This is a genomic window from Trinickia terrae (genome assembly GCF_005144415.1).
Classification (GTDB): Bacteria; Pseudomonadota; Gammaproteobacteria; order Burkholderiales; family Burkholderiaceae; genus Trinickia_A; species Trinickia_A terrae.
In genome coordinates, this window is sequence record NZ_SWJE01000008.1 from 469498 (window position 1) to 486135 (window position 16638).

18 protein-coding genes are annotated in these 16638 nt (G+C 62.3%); 11 read left to right on the top strand and 7 right to left on the bottom strand.

Going from position 1 to position 16638, the window contains the following annotated elements:
* The first annotated feature begins 52 nt into the window (after positions 1–52).
* A complete protein-coding gene (locus FAZ69_RS17205) occupies positions 53–556 on the top strand; it encodes a hypothetical protein (protein WP_240702303.1) in 504 nt (167 codons plus the stop codon).
* Positions 553–834: a hypothetical protein gene (locus FAZ69_RS17210; RefSeq protein WP_240702282.1), complete on the top strand. Its 282-nt coding sequence runs from the start codon at positions 553–555 to the stop codon at positions 832–834. Before FAZ69_RS17205 ends, FAZ69_RS17210 begins: the two co-directional genes overlap by 4 nt.
* A gap of 145 nt (positions 835–979) precedes the next feature.
* On the opposite strand, the gene FAZ69_RS17215 is transcribed toward FAZ69_RS17210, so the two are convergent.
* From FAZ69_RS17215 to FAZ69_RS17225, 3 genes are all read right to left on the bottom strand, one after another.
* The gene (locus FAZ69_RS17215; protein WP_136896257.1) at positions 980–1690 is read right to left on the bottom strand and encodes a hypothetical protein; all 711 of its coding nucleotides are present in this window, start codon (positions 1688–1690) and stop codon (positions 980–982) included.
* A gap of 206 nt (positions 1691–1896) precedes the next feature.
* Entirely contained in the window at positions 1897–2712 is an 816-nt protein-coding gene (locus FAZ69_RS17220) for a DUF2182 domain-containing protein (protein WP_136896258.1), read from the bottom strand.
* Between the two features lie 41 nt (positions 2713–2753).
* On the bottom strand, positions 2754–3521 hold the full coding sequence (locus FAZ69_RS17225; protein WP_136896259.1) for a DUF899 domain-containing protein: 768 nt from the start codon (positions 3519–3521) through the stop codon (positions 2754–2756).
* Positions 3522–3658: 137 nt separating this feature from the next.
* Between FAZ69_RS17225 and FAZ69_RS17230 the strand changes: the two genes are divergently transcribed.
* Positions 3659–4879, top strand: a complete 1221-nt coding sequence (locus FAZ69_RS17230) for a helix-turn-helix domain-containing protein (RefSeq protein WP_136896260.1) — start codon at positions 3659–3661, stop codon at positions 4877–4879.
* 46 nt (positions 4880–4925) lie between these two features.
* Complete coding sequence (locus tag FAZ69_RS17235) at positions 4926–5567, top strand: Vgb family protein (protein WP_136896261.1); 642 nt, start codon at positions 4926–4928, stop codon at positions 5565–5567.
* Positions 5568–5586: 19 nt separating this feature from the next.
* On the opposite strand, the gene FAZ69_RS17240 is transcribed toward FAZ69_RS17235, so the two are convergent.
* Positions 5587–6123, bottom strand: coding sequence for a hypothetical protein (locus FAZ69_RS17240; RefSeq protein ID WP_136896262.1), 537 nt, complete (start codon positions 6121–6123; stop codon positions 5587–5589).
* 18 nt (positions 6124–6141) lie between these two features.
* Complete coding sequence (locus FAZ69_RS17245) at positions 6142–6783, bottom strand: cysteine hydrolase family protein (RefSeq protein WP_136896263.1); 642 nt, start codon at positions 6781–6783, stop codon at positions 6142–6144.
* Positions 6784–6932: 149 nt separating this feature from the next.
* Here FAZ69_RS17245 and FAZ69_RS17250 point away from each other — a divergent pair, with 149 nt between their 5' ends.
* The 3 genes from FAZ69_RS17250 (at position 6933) to FAZ69_RS17260 (ending at position 10562) form a co-directional block, all read left to right on the top strand.
* Positions 6933–7490 (top strand): winged helix-turn-helix transcriptional regulator, encoded by a 558-nt coding sequence (locus FAZ69_RS17250; protein ID WP_136896264.1) that lies wholly within the window; start codon positions 6933–6935, stop codon positions 7488–7490.
* Between the two features lie 64 nt (positions 7491–7554).
* The gene (locus FAZ69_RS17255; protein WP_136896265.1) at positions 7555–9882 is read left to right on the top strand and encodes an nSTAND3 domain-containing NTPase; all 2328 of its coding nucleotides are present in this window, start codon (positions 7555–7557) and stop codon (positions 9880–9882) included.
* A 131-nt stretch (positions 9883–10013) separates the two neighbouring features.
* Positions 10014–10562: a hypothetical protein gene (locus tag FAZ69_RS17260; protein ID WP_439654776.1), complete on the top strand. Its 549-nt coding sequence runs from the start codon at positions 10014–10016 to the stop codon at positions 10560–10562.
* Positions 10563–10597: 35 nt separating this feature from the next.
* Here the strand turns inward: FAZ69_RS17260 and FAZ69_RS17265 are convergent, their stop codons facing one another.
* Positions 10598–11359, bottom strand: a complete 762-nt coding sequence (locus FAZ69_RS17265) for an SH3 domain-containing protein (RefSeq protein ID WP_136896266.1) — start codon at positions 11357–11359, stop codon at positions 10598–10600.
* A 189-nt stretch (positions 11360–11548) separates the two neighbouring features.
* Entirely contained in the window at positions 11549–12439 is an 891-nt protein-coding gene (gene gcvA / locus FAZ69_RS17270) for a transcriptional regulator GcvA (protein WP_136896267.1), read from the bottom strand.
* A 223-nt stretch (positions 12440–12662) separates the two neighbouring features.
* On the opposite strand from gcvA, the gene FAZ69_RS17275 reads away from it, so the two are divergent.
* The 4 genes from FAZ69_RS17275 (at position 12663) to FAZ69_RS17290 (ending at position 16630) form a co-directional block, all read left to right on the top strand.
* Complete coding sequence (locus FAZ69_RS17275) at positions 12663–13511, top strand: transketolase (protein WP_136896355.1); 849 nt, start codon at positions 12663–12665, stop codon at positions 13509–13511.
* A 127-nt stretch (positions 13512–13638) separates the two neighbouring features.
* The gene (locus FAZ69_RS17280; RefSeq protein WP_136896268.1) at positions 13639–14640 is read left to right on the top strand and encodes a transketolase family protein; all 1002 of its coding nucleotides are present in this window, start codon (positions 13639–13641) and stop codon (positions 14638–14640) included.
* A 72-nt stretch (positions 14641–14712) separates the two neighbouring features.
* Positions 14713–15477: an SDR family NAD(P)-dependent oxidoreductase gene (locus tag FAZ69_RS17285; protein ID WP_136896269.1), complete on the top strand. Its 765-nt coding sequence runs from the start codon at positions 14713–14715 to the stop codon at positions 15475–15477.
* Between the two features lie 112 nt (positions 15478–15589).
* Entirely contained in the window at positions 15590–16630 is a 1041-nt protein-coding gene (locus FAZ69_RS17290) for a TRAP transporter substrate-binding protein (protein ID WP_136896270.1), read from the top strand.
* Positions 16631–16638 lie beyond the last annotated feature (8 nt).

Sequence of the window (16638 nt, forward strand, 5' to 3'; positions counted from 1 at the left end):
GCGCCGCGCTCCACCGTGACGCGCATCTCGTTGACGAGCGGCGTCCCGGTTGATGACTCAAGAAAGTTTGCCGTGCGCCGATATCGAAGGTGGACCATTTTCCTCTTCGATGCTGAGATTCATGAACACGCGATTAAAGTCTTGGCTGCTGGCGTTTGCACTGAGCTGCGCATGCGCCGGCGCCGTGGCAGGCCTCAATCTGATGCTCGCCGATCAGGCGAATTTGCAGCCAGCCTGGTTGACACGTTTCCACGTGGCTTGCGCTTTTGTCGGCGCGCTGGCGATGACCCGCTTCATCCAGGGTGCTCCGGCTGCGCTGAAGGGGGAGACGGCGGGAGCCATCGTCGCGCACGGCGTGGTGGCCGCGACGAGAGTGGGTGCGGTGAAATATGTCGTGCCTGGCAAGAGCGCGTTCTTCTCGACAGGCCGCTGCATGCTGATCATTTGCTTTGTGCTGTGCTTGATGGTGCAGTTCATTCAAGCGGGGAAGTCCGTCGACAACACGGGAGGATCTCCGGCCGGAGCGGGTTCGCAGCCGCGCCGGATGAACACGTGATGCCGCCCGGCAAATCGCGGCATGACGAGCCGTCGAGTGCCGCGGCCCAGATCGCGGAGCATGGATCTCGTGGCAGTTCCGCGCGGCAGACGTTCGCTGTTTTGTTGCTTCTGTCGGGCTTCGCATCCGTGTGCTTTGGCCTCTACAGCCTCATTCAAGCCTTCGACGTGTTCAATCTTTCGATGGCATTCAAGGTGTGGTTCGCGCGCGCCGTCGTTACGCTGGCGATTGGTGTAGTTGCGCTGCACACGGGTGGAAGGCGTCTCGAGAAGCTTTAAAAAGGCTATCGCTTCTCTTTACGTTCTAACGATTGCCCAAAGTCTTTAATCCAGAGTCCGTGCAGATCTTATCTATTCTGTAGCGGAAAACGCGTAATTTCTGCTTTCTGGTGTCTTTCTGTTTTAAGTCAACGCGCGGCTGCGGTTATCGCTGGAATACGCTACGCCCCGCGCTGCCGGTCGCCTCGCTTTCGAGTTGGGCTTGTTCGGTGGCGGCTCTGGCGAGCAGTGCTTGGATGTCAGGACGGTTGACGGCGTAGCCCTTCTTGAATGCTTTCTCAAGCAGGTTCGGCAAGTTTTCCTGAACGCGTTTCCAAATTTCGTGACCTTCTTCCCTTGGCCCTATGTAGTATTGGCGCGCCGCCTGGTTGTATTCACCGAGTCTCGATGAACTGGTGACGGCCGGCCGGCCGTCTGCGTCGGGGCCGGGGTCGTACCATGATTCGTGGCCGGCGAGCTCATCGAGCGTTCTTGCGTAGAGCCGCCGGTTACGCAGGCTGGCTCGTTCAAGACCTTCCTTTCCGTCCCTGTCGCCAAAGTTGTACTTCCGCTCAAGCGCTTCTTCTTCAGCTTCGGTGGGCTCGACGATATGCTGCTCGAGCCGATGCTCTTCCATCATCAATTGCGTCGGCGGCGCATTCGGCGCGACCGCGCCGCGGGCGAGTTCATCGATCTCGCGCAACCGAGCGACCCGGGGACTGTTGTTAATCGCCGCTTGCAACTGCCGCTGGGCGGCAGCCCGAGGCCGGTTATCCATGAATGGTGCGGAGGACAAACCGCGTGCTGGCGGACGGCCCGGGCGGTCGGCTTGCGCGGGTTGTTGCCGGGTTGGACTGATGTCTTCGCGTGCCTTCATCGATAGGATTCCGTTGGGCATTCGGCGCACATCATACGTGACCGAAGATTAGGCTCGCAACTGTCAATGCGCCCCGCGAATTGCCTGGATTTGCCCCCGTAGTTCCGGACACCGCCTCACACTCAGGTCGATGAATCGGTCCTGCATCGGAACTCGCGTGGCGAGCGATATTTCAACGCGCTGTTAGTGGATCTTCGGCTGTGATGTCACCCAAGTGCCACTATTCGCATGATCAACAGCAACCCGGCAGCGACGGTCACGCCTCCGATGCCGCGCGCAACGTGCTCCCCGCCTGGCGCGAGACGTTCGACGGTGATCGCTGCCATCACCATCGTCATCGCCCGCAGATCCATGACGCCGATGACGAGCAGGATCGCCGTCAGTCCAGCGCAGCTATAGCTGCAATGGAGGCCAAGGCGCAGCCCGAAGCGCCACGCTGTAGCGGCATCCGCAGGCAACGTCCGTCCATGCCCTGGCGCTTCCCGGCAGCTTGCAAGATGGCGCGCCTTCCACTCGGTGAACTGAAGCGCGCCCGCAATCAGTACGACCGCACCCGCCGAGACCGGAACGATCCGCGCCGCCACCGGCGCTTGCATCTCGAGCTCCGCAAGCGCGACACCCGCCGCATACACCGCCGCGCCAAGCGCCGTCCACACGCAGAAATACCCGATACCCGCGAGCGCCGTCAGCGGGGCAAGGCGCGTTTCGCTCGCGCAGCCCGCAGCCACAGCCCGGCGATAGCGCCACAGCATCGGCACGAGCGACGGCAGCATCATCGCCGCCATCATCACGTCCCACATGCCGATGAACGAGGCCGCGGCGCTCGTCCACGTCTGTCCGCACATCCGCACCCACGCCATCGACATCTCCCAGCCGCCGGGCATCGGCATCCGGTTCGCGGCCGACATCGACGCGCACCAGACGATCGTCGCCGCCGCGCTCGCCGCGAACAGCAGCGCCGAGACGACGAAGAACGCGCGCTGGGACCGGTATGCCGGCCTGGAAACAATGAGTGTGGACATGGCCCGCTCCCTCGATGTGCAGACAGCGATCACGGCTCGCCTCAGCGCTTGCCGTACTCGTCGTGGCGTTGCCACCAGATGCCCGTCTCGTTGCGGCCCTTCGGGGCGCGGTCGAGCCACTGGTACATGCCCCAGAGGCCATCGAGTCCGCGCGCGTAGGTGGAGTAGGTGTGATAAACCTCGCCGTCCTCGAGCACGAATGTGCTCATGCCGGGGCGGTCGCGCCGGTACGTCTCGGCGTCCGTTCCGCAGGTGGCGGCGAACTCGACGACGGGCGCGGGGGGCGGCGTCAGGTCCATCGCATGGCCGCCGCGCCGGAAGTTGTATTCGACGCTGCCTGCGCGCTGCTGCTCTTCAGTAAACGAAACGTTGAAGTCGAAGTTGAAATCGCTGCCGACCGAGGACGCCCACGGGAACCCCCAGCCCATGCGCTGCTTGTAGGCCTGCAGCTTGGCGAGCGGCGCGCGCGACACCGCCATCAGCGTGACGTCGTGATTCGCGAGGTGGATGACGAAGCCGTCGAAGCCGTCCGCGATCGACGAGCACGACGGGCACCCAGCCTTGTAGTCCGGCCCGAACATGAAGTGGTAGACGAGGAGCTGCGAGCGTCCTTTGAAGAGGTCCGCGAGCGAGGCGCCGCCGTCTTCGGTCTCGAAGCGGTAGTCCTTCTCCACGCGCACCCATGGCAGCGCCTGACGCTGCCGCGCGAGCTCGTCGCCGCGCCGCGTCAACTCCTTTTCTGCCTTGAGCAGATCGAGGCGCGCGGCCAGCCACTCGTCGCGGGTTCCGGTTGTGTGTGTCGTCTTCATGCTTCCCTCCTTGCGGGATTCGTTGCCGCTCGATCGGTTGAGCCTGGTTCTCGCGGCAACACGTTGGTGACCGATCGTGGTGCTAGATTAGTGGCCGATATCGACAGGGTGGGAGTGACAAGTGTGGCGGGATTCGAATGGACTCTCTGATCACGGCGGCGGCGCGCGCGCTTGCCGCGGGTGATCCGCTCGGCGCGCTGAACCGCGTCGCGTTGCGCGACGACGCGCCTGCGCTCGCGCTGCGCGGCATCGCGATGGCGCAGCTCGGCGACCTCGAGCGCGCGAAGGCGCTCGTGCGCAGCGCGGCGCGCGCCTTCGGCGCGAAAGAGGCCGTGGCGCGCGCAAGGTGCATCGTCGCCGAGGCCGAGATCGCGCTCGCCGCGCGTGACCTGGGCTGGCCCGCAAAGACGCTCGACGCCGCGCGCGCGACGCTCGAAGCGCACGGCGACAGGCTGAACGCCGCGTATGCGCGGTATCTGGAGATCCGGCGTTTGCTCCTGATCGGGCGTCTCGACGAGGCCGAGCGCAGGCTTGCCGAGCTCGATCCCGCGCCGTTTCCGCCGGCGTCGCGGGCTGCGCATGAGCTCGTCGTGGCCGGGATCGCGCTGCGGCGCCTGAAGACGCAACCGGCACGCGCCGCGCTTGCGCGGGCTGCGCACGCCGCGCGTTACGCGGGGATTCCCGCGCTGATGGCGGAAGTCGAAAGCGCATCTCAAGTTCTGGATTCGCCTGCGGCGCGCTTGATTTCGCGCCGCGAGGAACGGCTCCTGCTGCTCGAGGAAGTGGAAGCGTTGCTGGCGTCGAAGGCGCTCGTCGTGGACGCCTGCCGCCTGGTCGTGCGCGACGAGGACACGGTGGTCTCGCTGGCGCGGCGTCCGGTGCTGTTCACGCTTGCCCGCGCGCTCGCCGAAGCGTGGCCCGACGACGTGCCGCGCGATGCGCTGGTGGAGCGGGCCTTCCGGCTGAGGCTCGCCGACGAATCGCATCGCGCGCGCTTGCGCGTCGAGATGGGGCGGCTGCGCGCGGAGCTCGGGACGCTCGCCACCATCAGCGCGACGCCGCGGGGCTTTGCGCTCGCGCCGTGCGCGGCGAGCGAAGTCGTCGTGCTGGCGCAGCCTGTCGACGAGGCGCACGCGGCCGTGCTCGCCTGTCTCGGCGATGGCGAATCGTGGTCGAGCTCGGCTTTGGCGCTGGCGCTGGGCGCGAGCCAGCGCACCGTGCAGCGCTCGCTCGACGCGCTGGCGGCGGCCGGCAAGGTGCAGTGGTTCGGCCGCGGGCGGGCGCGCCGCTGGGTGACGCCGCCCGTGCCCGGATTCGCGACGACCTTGTTACTCCCTGCGCCGCTGCTGGATGAGTAGGATGGACGCGTGCGTTGCCAACCACCACCTCTGCGGGGACGGAATCATGAAACGATCAGCAGCCGAAATCATCCGCGAATATGGGCCTTTTCCTGGCGTCGAGCGCGTGGGTGGCGTCACCTACGACGGTCAGCAAGTCTGGTTTGCGTCAGGCGACAAGCTGAACGCCCTCGATCCGTCGAGCGGGAAGACGAAGCGCTCGATCGACGTCGCCGCGCACGCGGGCACGGCCTTCGACGGCCGACACCTGTTCCAGATCGCCGAGGATCGCATCCAGAAGATCGATCCGCAGACCGGCAGCGTGCTTGCCACGATTCCGGCGCCGGGCGGCGGCGGGGACTCGGGGCTCGCGTGGGCCGAAGGGACGCTTTGGGTCGGCGAGTATCGGGCGCGGAAGATTCATCAGATTGATCCGGAAACGGGGGCGGTGTTGAGGACCATCGAGTCCAATCGCTTCGTGACCGGTGTCACCTGGGTCGATTCGGAGCTGTGGCACGCCACTTGGGAAGGCGACGAGAGCGAGTTGAGGCGCGTCGATCCGAGCACGGGGGAGGTGCTGGAGAGCCTCAAGATGCCGGATGGAATCGGCGTGTCGGGGCTCGAGTCGGATGGCGAGGATCAGTTTTTCTGCGGGGGCGGGAATAGCGGGAAGGTGAGGGCGGTGCGGCGGCCTGGGCGGGGGGCGTGAGATCGCTCCAGGCGTTATTTCACCGCCACTGCATCGCACGCGCCTTGTGCTCGATATCCTTGGCGAACAGCGGCGTCTCTTCCGCGTTGTGGGCGGTCAGAGCCTGCTGCGCGAATTCGCTCGCCTTGGCGAAGGGCACGCCGCGCTTTTCAAGCGCCTCTAGATAGCCGGGCGCAGTGCGGACTTCTACGCTATTGATGAACCTCGTCGTGTCGGCATCGATAGCTTCTGCGGTGAAAGACCAGATCACGACGATCTTGACGCGGCTGCCAATGTCCGGACCGATTGAGTCCGACAACGACACGAGACGGCAACGGCTCCGCTCGGCGACGTCCTCGACATAGTGCTGAATCATCAGATTGCCAACGTGCTCCACATTGATGGACATACGCTTGCCCTCAGGGGTGAGCGTTGCCGCAGCCGCAATGTGATTCTTTGAACAGGCCTGATATTCGCTGTCGGTCAAAGTAAAGACCCACTCGGTCAAGTCGATGGACGCGAGCGGTGCGTGAATCGTGGCTTCGGCCGTCGATTCGGCGATGACTTCGTTGGTCATTGGATAACCTCCGGATCTTCAGACAGAGAGCTTTGCGATGATTTCGTCAGTCGAGACAATGGCGCACGCATAAGCCGGCATGTTGAACTGTAGCGAGGCGTCCATCTCGGCTTGACCGAAGCTGCCGACAGCATCTTTCACCAGCGTGACTTCGTAGCCGAGCTCGGCCGCAAAGCGAACGGTGGATTCGATGCATGTGTTGGCGCGCATGCCGATCACGATGACTTTGCGTAGACCATGCTTCTTGAGCTGCAAGTCAAGATCCGTGTTGGCGAACCCGCTCGAGAGCCAATGTTCCTGCGCGACGATCTCACCGGGGCGAGGTTCGAAATCGGGGTGAAAACTTCCGCCCCAAGTCCCGTCGGCAAAGACACGTCCCTTGTCGGCCGAGGCCCCGATGGGCGGTATCGTTTTCCAATGGTTGTGCAGATCGCATTCGCGCCAACGATGGTGAGGGGCGATGAAAACTTGCACGCCAGCCGTTCGAGCCGCGGCAAGGATCTGCCGCATATGCTCGACGACATTGTTCGCCTCCAGGGTCGAGCGGCAGAGTTCGTAAAGCTTGCCTCCCTCCGACAGGAAGTCGTTATAGGGATCGACTATGAGCAGCCCCGTCAGCTCGGGTTCATACGTCAGCCCGGAGGCAGATTGATTTGCCATTTCGAGGATCCCTTTGGCGCGTTGACTGTGTGACTACAATATTTGAAGTCACAAAACTTGTAAAGGGCAAAAGCTGGAGCGATGGACGTCAGCGATCTTGGTTCGCAGGGTGGACTGGTTCAGAATGCGGGGTTTAGTGAGAGATCGAGATGAAACAAGAGAATACTGGCGAGACGCTTTGTCCCCTCGCTCGTGCGGCAGCCGTCATTGCGGATCGCTGGACCATCTTGATTCTGCGCGAACTTAGAATGGGGAACGACCGCTTTGACGGCATTCGGGCACAGACCGAGATGTCGCCCAACCTGCTTACCCAGCGCCTTAAAACCATGGAGGACAACGGGCTCATCGAGCGTCGGCTCTATCAAGAGCGACCCAGCCGGTACGCCTACTGCATCACGGACAAGACGCGCGAGCTTGACGGAATGATGCTGACCCTTCGCCTGTGGGGAATGCGGCACTGCGGGCTCGATCAAGAGGCTGAGGGCGCAGTGACGATGACGCATCGTCGAACCGGCGCGATCATCGACGCCGACTGGCAACCCGAAGAAGCCGACCTGCCTTTCACCTTTAGCCAAGTCGAAACCCGGATAAATCCATCGTGGGCGGCCGAACGAGCTGCTCGCGCGGAAGCCTTTTCGGTAGAGCGGAAGAACCAGGTTTCCAAACGTGCTCCGCGAAAGCGCAATGCCGTTTCCGTCGCGGATTGACCTTTCGTGTCCAACTGCATACAGGCAATCACATCGGTTTTGCCGTCCATGATGTGTCGAGACCATGGTAGTTACGACCGCTGTCATGCACGGCGGAAGTTGCTCGCCGTGTCCTGTGATTCAGGGGGGCGCTCCAGTAGAATATGAGGCTCATATTAGCTATGAGCACAATAAATTGGCGGCCGATTACCCTCTCCACACTCTTGGATGGAAAGCATTCCAAGATCTATGTCTTGCGGTCGCTCAAGAATGCCTGCAGCGTCCCATACAGCGATTTTTGCCTTCTCACGATGGAGGCCGGGATGGGGCATTCATTGGAACTTGGGAAGATGATTCCGAGGTCGTATCATCAACGATACAATGTAAATTCACCTCGATCCCGAACAACAACCTAACACGGTCGCTTATAGCTGGTGAGCTAGAAAAGGTTCCGAAGCTTGCAGCGCGTGGATTGGCCCACGACTATATTCTAATCACGAACCATTCAGTTAGTGGTGTCGCGGAATCCGAAATTGTGTCGGCATTCGAGTCTGCCGGCGCTAAGCGTTGTCGCGTGTTGGGGGGCGACTGGCTCATTAGCCAAATCCAGGAATCAGCACGTCTTCGGATGCTTGTTCCACGCTTATATGGGCTTGGGGATCTGGGTAATATTCTCGACGAGCGAGCATATGAGCAGGCCAAGATGATACTTAGTTCGCTAGGTGATGATCTTAAGAAACTGGTTGTCACAGATGCCCATCGACGCAGCGTCGAAGCGATCAGCCGTCATGGGTTTGTGCTGCTACTCGGTGCACCTGCTACTGGGAAATCGACGATTGGCGCTAGCCTCGCTGTAGGTGCTGCGGATCTTTGGGGATGTCTCACGTTGAAACCGACATCTGCGATAGGACTTCAGGAGCGCATCAATCCGAGCGAGAAGCAGTTCTTCTGGATTGACGACGCGTGGGGGGCGACGCAGTACCAAAGGACGAACATAGATGCTTGGAATCAGGTGCTTCCACACATTGCGGCGGCAATTCAAAATGGCAGCAAGTTTCTCATTACTTCTCGCAGTTATATATGGGAGGCTGCAAAAAAGGATTTAAAAATGCAGGCATTTCCATTGCTTTCGCATAGTAATGTAACGATAGAGGTTGAGCATTTGACCGCTGATGAGAGGGCTCAGATATTATATAACCATTTGAAGCTGGGCGATCAAACTCATCAGTTTCGAGCGGGCGTGAAGTGGTTTCTTCCAATGGTAGTTGAGCGGGAGGACTTTCTTCCGGAATCTGCGCGACGTCTTGGTAGTCAGCTCTTATCGAAGGGGGTTTCGATATCCGAGCAGGGGATACGAGATTTTTTCGCAAGACCAGCTGATTTCCTCTTTGAGACAGTTCGTAATCTTGCGCCTGCACACAAGGCAGCGCTTGCGTTGCTCTTCGTAAATCTCGGACGTATTTCATCACCCGTCAGTGAAACCCCGGAGCTATTGCTTGTTGAGAATGCGTTTGGAGTGACGACTCCTGAAGTTCGGAGCTCACTCTCGGAAATGAACGAGTCGATGGTCCTTCTGGCCCACGATGAGAAAGGAAGATATTGGCGCTATAAGCATCCAACTATCTTGGAAGCGATAGCGAAACTGATTGCGCTCGATCCAGAACTCGTTGAGCTCTATTTGCGAGGGGCCAAGGCTGGGTCTTTGATCAGCGAAGTGGTCTGTCCTGGAGTTGAGCTTGCTGGTGCATTGGTTATTGTTCCACCCTTGCTCTATGATTTTCTAATTGAGAAGATTTCAAAGCTTTCTCTGCACCAACTCCGCTCCTTCGTTTCGCAGCGAGCCAACGCAGAGTTTGCATCCCGCTTAGTTGTTTCGCGTCCTGATCTAATTTCGACGGAAATCTATTTCTATAGCCCAATTTCAGAGGATCCTGATAGTGATTTTATGATAAAAATGCACCAATTTGGTCTCCTCCCGAGCGAAATGAGTCGTGATTTTGGTGTGGTTATACGCGAAAAGGCAATTGAGGAAGCGGATCCAAGCCTGTTTACCTCTCTTGAGTTACGTGAGTTTATCGATCCGGAAGAGTTTGAGTCCATTAAAGACGAGATCAGGGACCGGGTGTTGAATGAAATACAGAGCCATGTTAATCGAGTGCGTGATGAATGGGACGCAAGTAATGATCCTGGTTCTCATTTTGATGAGCTCGAGAGTGCAATCATTACCATTGTTGAGGAGATCTGCCCGGAAAGGAAGGAGGAAATTGTCGGAGAAATGCAATCGTGCATTTTTTGGGCCGTACAAGAGATGGAGGATGAATATCAGTCTCCGAACGAAGAGGATGCTCCCATCTCGACAGAGGCACCATCGGATAGTGAATTTGGATTGATCTTTTCTGATATTGACGAGTAACGATGATGCGTAGGGCGCACCTAATTCCGTTTGGGAAAGTAATGTTCGTGTCGTCGAGTCGTACGGGTACTAAATTTTCCGAAGTCCGCAGTGTCAAACTGTGATGCAGCTCATCACGTATGAGGTTCGTCATGACACAGCGAGGATTGCAGCATGATGGCCTGTATATGCATCGATTCGGCGCATTGCGCTTCGCGTTCGTATGCGCGTTGCCCTTCGTCTTGAGCGCCTGCGCGCAGCCTTGGGAGCGCTTCCAGCCAGGCGCGCCGGAATCCACCGTAACCGCCGCGCTCGGCCAGCCCAAGGAAGTCTACGACCTCCCGAACGGCGGCAAGCGCTTCATGTGGCCAACGCAACCGATGGGCGAAACCACCGTCACCGCCGATATCGATGCGAGCGGCAAGGTCGTCAACGTCCGGCAAGTGCTGCAGCCATCCGAGTTCTATCGCGCGGTGCCGGACCAGTGGACGCGCGCCGACGTGCTCACCCATTTCGGCCGGCCCGAGGAGACCATGTACCTGCCGATGGTCAAGCGCGAAGTCTGGACCTACCGCTATGAGGAAGACAACACGTGGTACGAGCTCTTCCACTTCTATTTCGACGACGCCGGCGTGCTGCGCAAGACGCAGAAGAGCCCCGACCCGCTTCACGAGCACCTCGATAACGACAACATGAATTGAGCGGCGTCGGCGTCAGGCCGGAAAGCATTCCGGCGCTAGTGATTGCTCGAACGGTCTCGATCTTCGTTCCCGCCGCGCACCTGTCCACCGCCGCGCTCGACGGGTGGAGCGGCCGGGCGAGGCGCAGCCTGCGGAGGCGGCGCATGCGCATACCCTTGCTGCGGCTGCTGAGGCGCATGGCCGTAGTCGGGCCGGGGCTGCGATTGCTGCTGAGGCGGCGCGTGCGCCATGCCCGGCGGTTCCTGCGGCGGCGCATGCGCAGTGCCTTGCGGCTGCTGGGGCGGTTCGTGGACGGTTCCCTGAGGCTGCGGCGGGCCACCGCGAATAACCGGCCTCGGATTCACCGTCGGCCCGCCGCCACCCCCCTGCGGTGGTCCGCCACGCGGCGGCGGATGATGCGACCAGCGATCCCGGTCGTGATACCACGGCCGGTCGCGGTAGTAGTGATCCCAATAGTTGCCGAACGAGAAGACCACAATGGGCACCCCGAACTGCGCGCCGTAAGTGATGATCGGCTCTTGCGAGCCGTCATACGGATAGCTCAGATATCCGCCGTAGACCCACCCGCGCAGACCGGGCGCCGCGACGTCGCACCAGCTGTAATCGGCCACGCAGCCCAGCACCTCGAGCTCCTGCCCCGGCGGCAATTGCGCGACGACTGGGTAGTCCGAAGCCGGTCCGGCGTAGACATCCACCGGCGCGCTCGTATATGCCTCGGACTGCGCGAACGCCGTGCCCGCGAGCGGCATCAGGCAGACGCTTGCGGCAACGGCCCGAATGAGAGTTTTCTTGTGCATGACGCCTCCCTGAAAGACGGCTGCCTGTACGTTTTACGTGTTCTTGAAAGGTTCCGCGCAAGGCCGGCAATCTCGACCGCGGCCCACATTCCTTTGACATCCATGGTAGCGCTCGAATTGCATGCTACCGGCGGCGCGATTACGGTTTGTCAATTTTCTTACCGCCCAGCAATCTTCATGCTTCGCCCGTTACGCTTCGAGCTGCTCGAACAGCCAGTCCTGGAAGCTGCGCAGCTTAGGTAAGTCCGCGCGCGATTTGAGCAGGTTCAGCGTGTAGCCGTGGACCTTGAGCCCTGCCATCCCCAGCGGCGCCACGAGCCGCCCCGTCTCCAGCTCGCGTTGCACGAGCAGCAGGCTTTCCAGACACACCCCCAGCCCATCCACCGCCGCGCTGATCGACATGAACGAGCGGTCGAAGCGCGGCCCGCGCGTGATGTCGAGGCGCGTCTTGCGATCCAGGCGCATCCAGTCGCGCCATCCGACGAGGCAGCTTTCGCTGTGGATCAGCGTGTGGTGCTGCAAGTCGGCGGTGGCGCGAATCGGGTGCTCGCCGTTCACAAGCTGCGGCGCACATAGCGGCACGATGGTCTCCGGCGGCAGCTCCAGCACGATCGTGCCGACCGGCTGGAGCTTGCGCGCGCCGTAGCGGATGTCGACGTCGACGGCGTCGGCCGTCAGGTCGGCTGGTGTCGACGACGCGTTCAGGCGCACGTCGATGTCGGGATTGAGCGCGGAGAAGCGCGCGAGCCGCGGCATCAGCCATTGCGTCGCGAAGCTCGGGGTTGCATGCACGGTGAGGATGTCGCTCTTCGCGGCACGGCCGATATGGCGCGTCGCCGCATCGATGCGCGCGAACGCGGCGGCGATTTCCTCTGCGTATTGGCGTCCGGAGTCGGTCAGCACGACCGCGCGGTGCACGCGATGAAAGAGCCGCACGCTCAATTGCTCTTCGAGCAGCTTGACCTGGTGGCTGATCGCGGAAGGCGTGACGAACAGCTCGTCCGCGGCAAGCGCGAACGACGAGAGCCGCGCCGCCGCCTCGAATGCCTGGATCGACTTGAGGGTAATCCGATTGTGCATCACAGCATTCCGATGAATTGAATTCAGCGATGCGGCCACTTTAATTCGTTTGAGCGCGAAACCTCAAGGCCCTACGCTATTCACAACTCGCTGCAGCCTGGTTCGAAGCCTTTTAAGCAGCGCCGAGAGAGACGAACGGAGCGCGTCCGTCGTTTCATTCGCAAATGGAGACTGGCCCGCACGCCACAAAGCGCACGGGCCTCACAAGGAGACTACGGTGACTATGAGCGAAGCCGTGCGGACGGCCCCGTCCGTGCAACTCGCGGAGCGCGCCTACCGCATCCGCCGCAATGCGCTGTTGATGGGCGAAGTGCAAGGGCAGGGCTACATCGGTCAGGCGCTGGACATCGCCGACGTGCTGGCCGTCGCCTATTTTCATGCGATGACATACCGGCCCGGCGATCCCGACTGGGAAGGCCGCGACCGTTTCCTGCTGTCCAACGGCCACTACGCGATTGCGCTTTACGCCGCGCTGATCGAAGCGGGCATCGTCCCCCAGGAAGAGCTGGAGACCTACGGCAGCGACGACAGCCGCCTGCCGATGTCCGGCATGGCGAGCTATACGCCCGGCATGGAGATGTCCGGCGGCTCGCTCGGCCAGGGCCTCACGATCGCCGTAGGCCGCTGCCTCGGCCTCAAGCGCAAGGGCTCGGGCTCGTTCGTCTACACCTTGTTCTCCGATGGCGAGCTCGACGAAGGCGCGGTGTGGGAAGCGATCATGTCCGCCGCGCACTGGAAGCTCGACAACCTGATCGGGATCGTCGACGTCAACAACCAGCAGGCCGACGGCCCTTCGACGCAGATCATGGCGTTCGAGCCGCTCGTCGAGAAGCTCGAAGCGTTCGGCTGGTTCGTGCAGCGCGTGAACGGCAACGATCTCGCTGCAGTCGTCGCGGCCTTCGACGCCGCGCGCAACCATCGCGCGCCGCAGCCGCGGATGATCGTCTGCGATACGAAGATGGGCTGCGGCGTGCCGTTCCTCGAAGCGCGCGAGAAGAACCACTTCATCCGTGTCGACGCGCACGAATGGCAACTCGCGCTGCAAGCGCTCGAAGACGGGAGGAAAAAATGAACGACCCCCACGCTCACTATCGTTCGCTGTCGACCGGAGTTGGCGCTTCAGCGCTTACTCCGGTCCCATGCAACGCTCCCCCCAAGGGGGCGGATGCCTCCCTTGGGGCGGCCCGGCGGGAGGCATCATGAGCCAGGCCACCGCACAGAAGCCGCGCCTGAAGACGTCGGCGATGATTGCGTCGATCGCGGGCGAAGGGCAGGCCACGCGTTCCGCGCCGTTCGGGCATGCGCTCGTCGAGCTGGCGAAGCAGCGTGCAGAAGTCGTCGGCATGACGGCCGATCTCGGCAAATACACCGACTTGCACATCTTCGCGAAGGCCTTTCCCGAGCGCTACTACCAGATGGGCATGGCCGAGCAGCTGCTGATGGGCGCGGCAGCCGGGATGGCCCACGAGGGCGCGCAGCCGTTCGTCACGACCTACGCCGTGTTCGCCTCGCGCCGCGCCTACGACTTCATCCATCAGACGATCGCCGAGGACAACCTGGACGTGAAGATCGTCTGCGCGCTGCCTGGCCTCACGACCGGCTACGGTCCGAGCCATCAGGCCGCCGAGGACCTTGCGCTGTTCCGCGCGATGCCTAACCTCACGGTGATCGATCCGTGCGATGCGCACGAGATCGAGCAGATCGTGCCGGCCATCGCCGACCATCGCGGCCCCGTCTATATGCGCTTGCTGCGCGGCAACGTTCCGCTCGTGCTCGATCAATACGGCTACCGCTTCGAGCTCGGCCGCGCCAAGCTGCTGCGCGACGGCGCCGAGGTGCTGATCATCTCGACGGGGATCATGACGATGCGCGCGCTCGACGTGGCGAAGGAACTCGAGCAGGACCGCGTGGACGTGGCCGTGCTGCACGTGCCGACGATCAAGCCGCTCGATACGGTGACGATCCTGCGCGAAGCGCGGCGTTCGGGCCGTCTCGTCGTGGTGGCGGAGAACCACACGACGATCGGCGGCCTGGGCGAAGCCGTCGCCACCACGCTGCTGTCCTCGGGCGTGACGCCGCCGTTCCGCCAGATCGCGCTGCCCGACGCGTTCCTCGACGCCGGCGCGCTGCCGACGCTGCACGACCGCTACGGCATCTCCACCAACGCGATGGTCGACACGATCAAGGGCTGGCTCAGCTGAGCCAGCACCGCAAGACCACTGAACGACACAATGCTCGACGCCTTCATGGCGTCCCTATCAGGAGAACTCATCATGTCAGAGTCGACACTTCTCGCCGGCAAGGTCGCCGTCATCTCGGGCGCCGCCTCGCCGCGCGGAATCGGCATGGCGACGGCGCGCATGTTCGCCGCGCACGGCGCGACGGTCGCGATCCTCGATCTCGACGAGCGCGCGGCCGCCGAGGCCGCGGCCTCGATCGGCCCGGCTCATCGCGGCTATGCCTGCAACGTGACAGACCGCCAGGCGTGCTACGCGGCGGCCGAGCGGATCGTCGCCGACCTCGGCAGGATCGACGTGCTGATCAACAACGCCGGCATCACGCAGCCGGCCAAGCTGCTCGACATCGATCCGGAAAGCTGGGACCGCATTCTCGACGTGAACCTGCGCGGCGTGCTGTATCTCTCGCAGGCGGTGGTGCCGCAGATGAAGAAGCAGGGCAAGGGGTCGATCGGCTGCATGTCGTCGGTGTCGGCGCAGCGCGGCGGCGGCATTCTCGGCGGGCCGCATTACTCGGCGGCGAAGGCGGGTGTGCTCGGGCTCGCGAAGGCGATGGCGCGCGAGCTCGGCGTCGACGGCATCCGCGTGAACTGCGTGACGCCCGGCCTGATCCAGACCGACATCAACGCCGGCAAGATCAGCGATGACAAGCGCGGCGAGATCCTGGCCGGCATTCCGCTGAACCGTCTCGGCGTGCCCGACGACGTGGCCGGCGCGTTCCTGTTCCTCGCGTCCGACATTTCGTCGTACATCACGGGCGCGGTGATCGACGTGAACGGCGGGATGCTGATCCACGGATGAACCGTGGACGCTCGAAGGGCGAGTTGGAGGAGACGCACGCCTCGCCTGCATGACGGATTCGAATCACACTACACACGAAAAACAATGAAAACCCATCTTGGAGGAGCACATCATGTCGACCCAGTCGAATGCTCGCAGCGGCATCGATCGCCGCACGTTTCTGAAGGCCGGCGCTTCGCTGACCGTGGCCGCGCCGTTCCTGAGCCTCGCGCGCCGCGCCTCGGCGGCCGAGTTCTCGTATAAGTTCGCGACCGGCCAGGACCCGACGCACCCGGTCAACGTGCGCGGCCAGGAGGCGCTCAACCGCATCCGCGAGGCGACCAGCGGGCGCGTGGACATCAAGCTGTTCCCGGCCAACCAGCTCGGCTCCGATACCGACCTGCTCTCACAGGTGCGCAATGGCGGCGTCGAGTTCTTCAACCAGGCGTCGTCGATTCTCGCGACGCTGACGCCGGCTGCCGGCATCGTCAACACCGGCTTCGCGTTCAAGGACTACGACACGGTCTGGCGTGCGATGGACGGCGATCTCGGCAACTACATCCGCGCGCAGATCACGAAGTCGGGCATCGTTTCCGTGTGCCCGGCGTGGGACAACGGCTTCCGTCAGATCAGCTCGTCGACGCGTCCGCTCAAGACGCCGACGGACCTCAAGGGCTTCAAGATCCGCGTGCCGCAGGCGCCGATGCTGACCTCGCTGTTCAAGGCGCTCGACGCCGGCCCGACGCCGATCAACTTCAACGAGCTGTACTCGGCGCTGCAGACGGGCGTGGTCGAAGGCCAGGAGAACCCGCTGCCGATCATCGCGACGGCCAAGCTCTACGAGGTGCAGAAGTACATCAGCCTCACCTCGCACGTGTGGGACGGCTACTGGATTCTCGGCAACACGGCGGCATGGAACAAGCTGCCGCCCGACCTGCGGGCGATCGTGCAGCGCGAGTTCGCGCGCGCGGGCGCGGACCAGCGCGCCGACATCGCCAAGCTGAGCCAGAGCTTGCGCAACGACCTGAAGGGCAAGGGCATCACGTTCATCGACGTCGACCGCGAAGCGTTCCGCGGCGCGCTCGCGAAGACGTCGTTCTATGGCGACTGGAAAGCGAAGTACGGCCCTGAGGCCTGGGGTCTCCTGGAAAAGTACGCCGGCAAGCTCGCCTGAAGGGGACG

Bases quoted from the DNA above. Each gene is read 5' to 3' on its own strand.
- FAZ69_RS17265 (WP_136896266.1), bottom strand. From the start codon at position 11,359: ATGCACAAGAAAACTCTCATTCGGGCCGTTGCCGCAAGCGTCTGCCTG.
- FAZ69_RS17225 (WP_136896259.1), bottom strand. From the start codon at position 3,521: ATGAAGACGACACACACAACCGGAACCCGCGACGAGTGGCTGGCCGCG.
- FAZ69_RS17250 (WP_136896264.1), top strand. From the start codon at position 6,933: ATGAAACAAGAGAATACTGGCGAGACGCTTTGTCCCCTCGCTCGTGCG.
- FAZ69_RS17230 (WP_136896260.1), top strand. From the start codon at position 3,659: ATGGACTCTCTGATCACGGCGGCGGCGCGCGCGCTTGCCGCGGGTGAT.
- FAZ69_RS17285 (WP_136896269.1), top strand. From the start codon at position 14,713: ATGTCAGAGTCGACACTTCTCGCCGGCAAGGTCGCCGTCATCTCGGGC.
- FAZ69_RS17260 (WP_439654776.1), top strand. From the start codon at position 10,014: ATGACACAGCGAGGATTGCAGCATGATGGCCTGTATATGCATCGATTC.
- FAZ69_RS17280 (WP_136896268.1), top strand. From the start codon at position 13,639: ATGAGCCAGGCCACCGCACAGAAGCCGCGCCTGAAGACGTCGGCGATG.
- FAZ69_RS17205 (WP_240702303.1), top strand. From the start codon at position 53: ATGACTCAAGAAAGTTTGCCGTGCGCCGATATCGAAGGTGGACCATTT.
- FAZ69_RS17290 (WP_136896270.1), top strand. From the start codon at position 15,590: ATGTCGACCCAGTCGAATGCTCGCAGCGGCATCGATCGCCGCACGTTT.
- FAZ69_RS17220 (WP_136896258.1), bottom strand. From the start codon at position 2,712: ATGTCCACACTCATTGTTTCCAGGCCGGCATACCGGTCCCAGCGCGCG.
- FAZ69_RS17245 (WP_136896263.1), bottom strand. From the start codon at position 6,783: ATGGCAAATCAATCTGCCTCCGGGCTGACGTATGAACCCGAGCTGACG.
- FAZ69_RS17235 (WP_136896261.1), top strand. From the start codon at position 4,926: ATGAAACGATCAGCAGCCGAAATCATCCGCGAATATGGGCCTTTTCCT.
- FAZ69_RS17215 (WP_136896257.1), bottom strand. From the start codon at position 1,690: ATGAAGGCACGCGAAGACATCAGTCCAACCCGGCAACAACCCGCGCAA.
- FAZ69_RS17275 (WP_136896355.1), top strand. From the start codon at position 12,663: ATGAGCGAAGCCGTGCGGACGGCCCCGTCCGTGCAACTCGCGGAGCGC.
- FAZ69_RS17240 (WP_136896262.1), bottom strand. From the start codon at position 6,123: ATGACCAACGAAGTCATCGCCGAATCGACGGCCGAAGCCACGATTCAC.
- FAZ69_RS17255 (WP_136896265.1), top strand. From the start codon at position 7,555: ATGGTAGTTACGACCGCTGTCATGCACGGCGGAAGTTGCTCGCCGTGT.
- gcvA (WP_136896267.1), bottom strand. From the start codon at position 12,439: ATGCACAATCGGATTACCCTCAAGTCGATCCAGGCATTCGAGGCGGCG.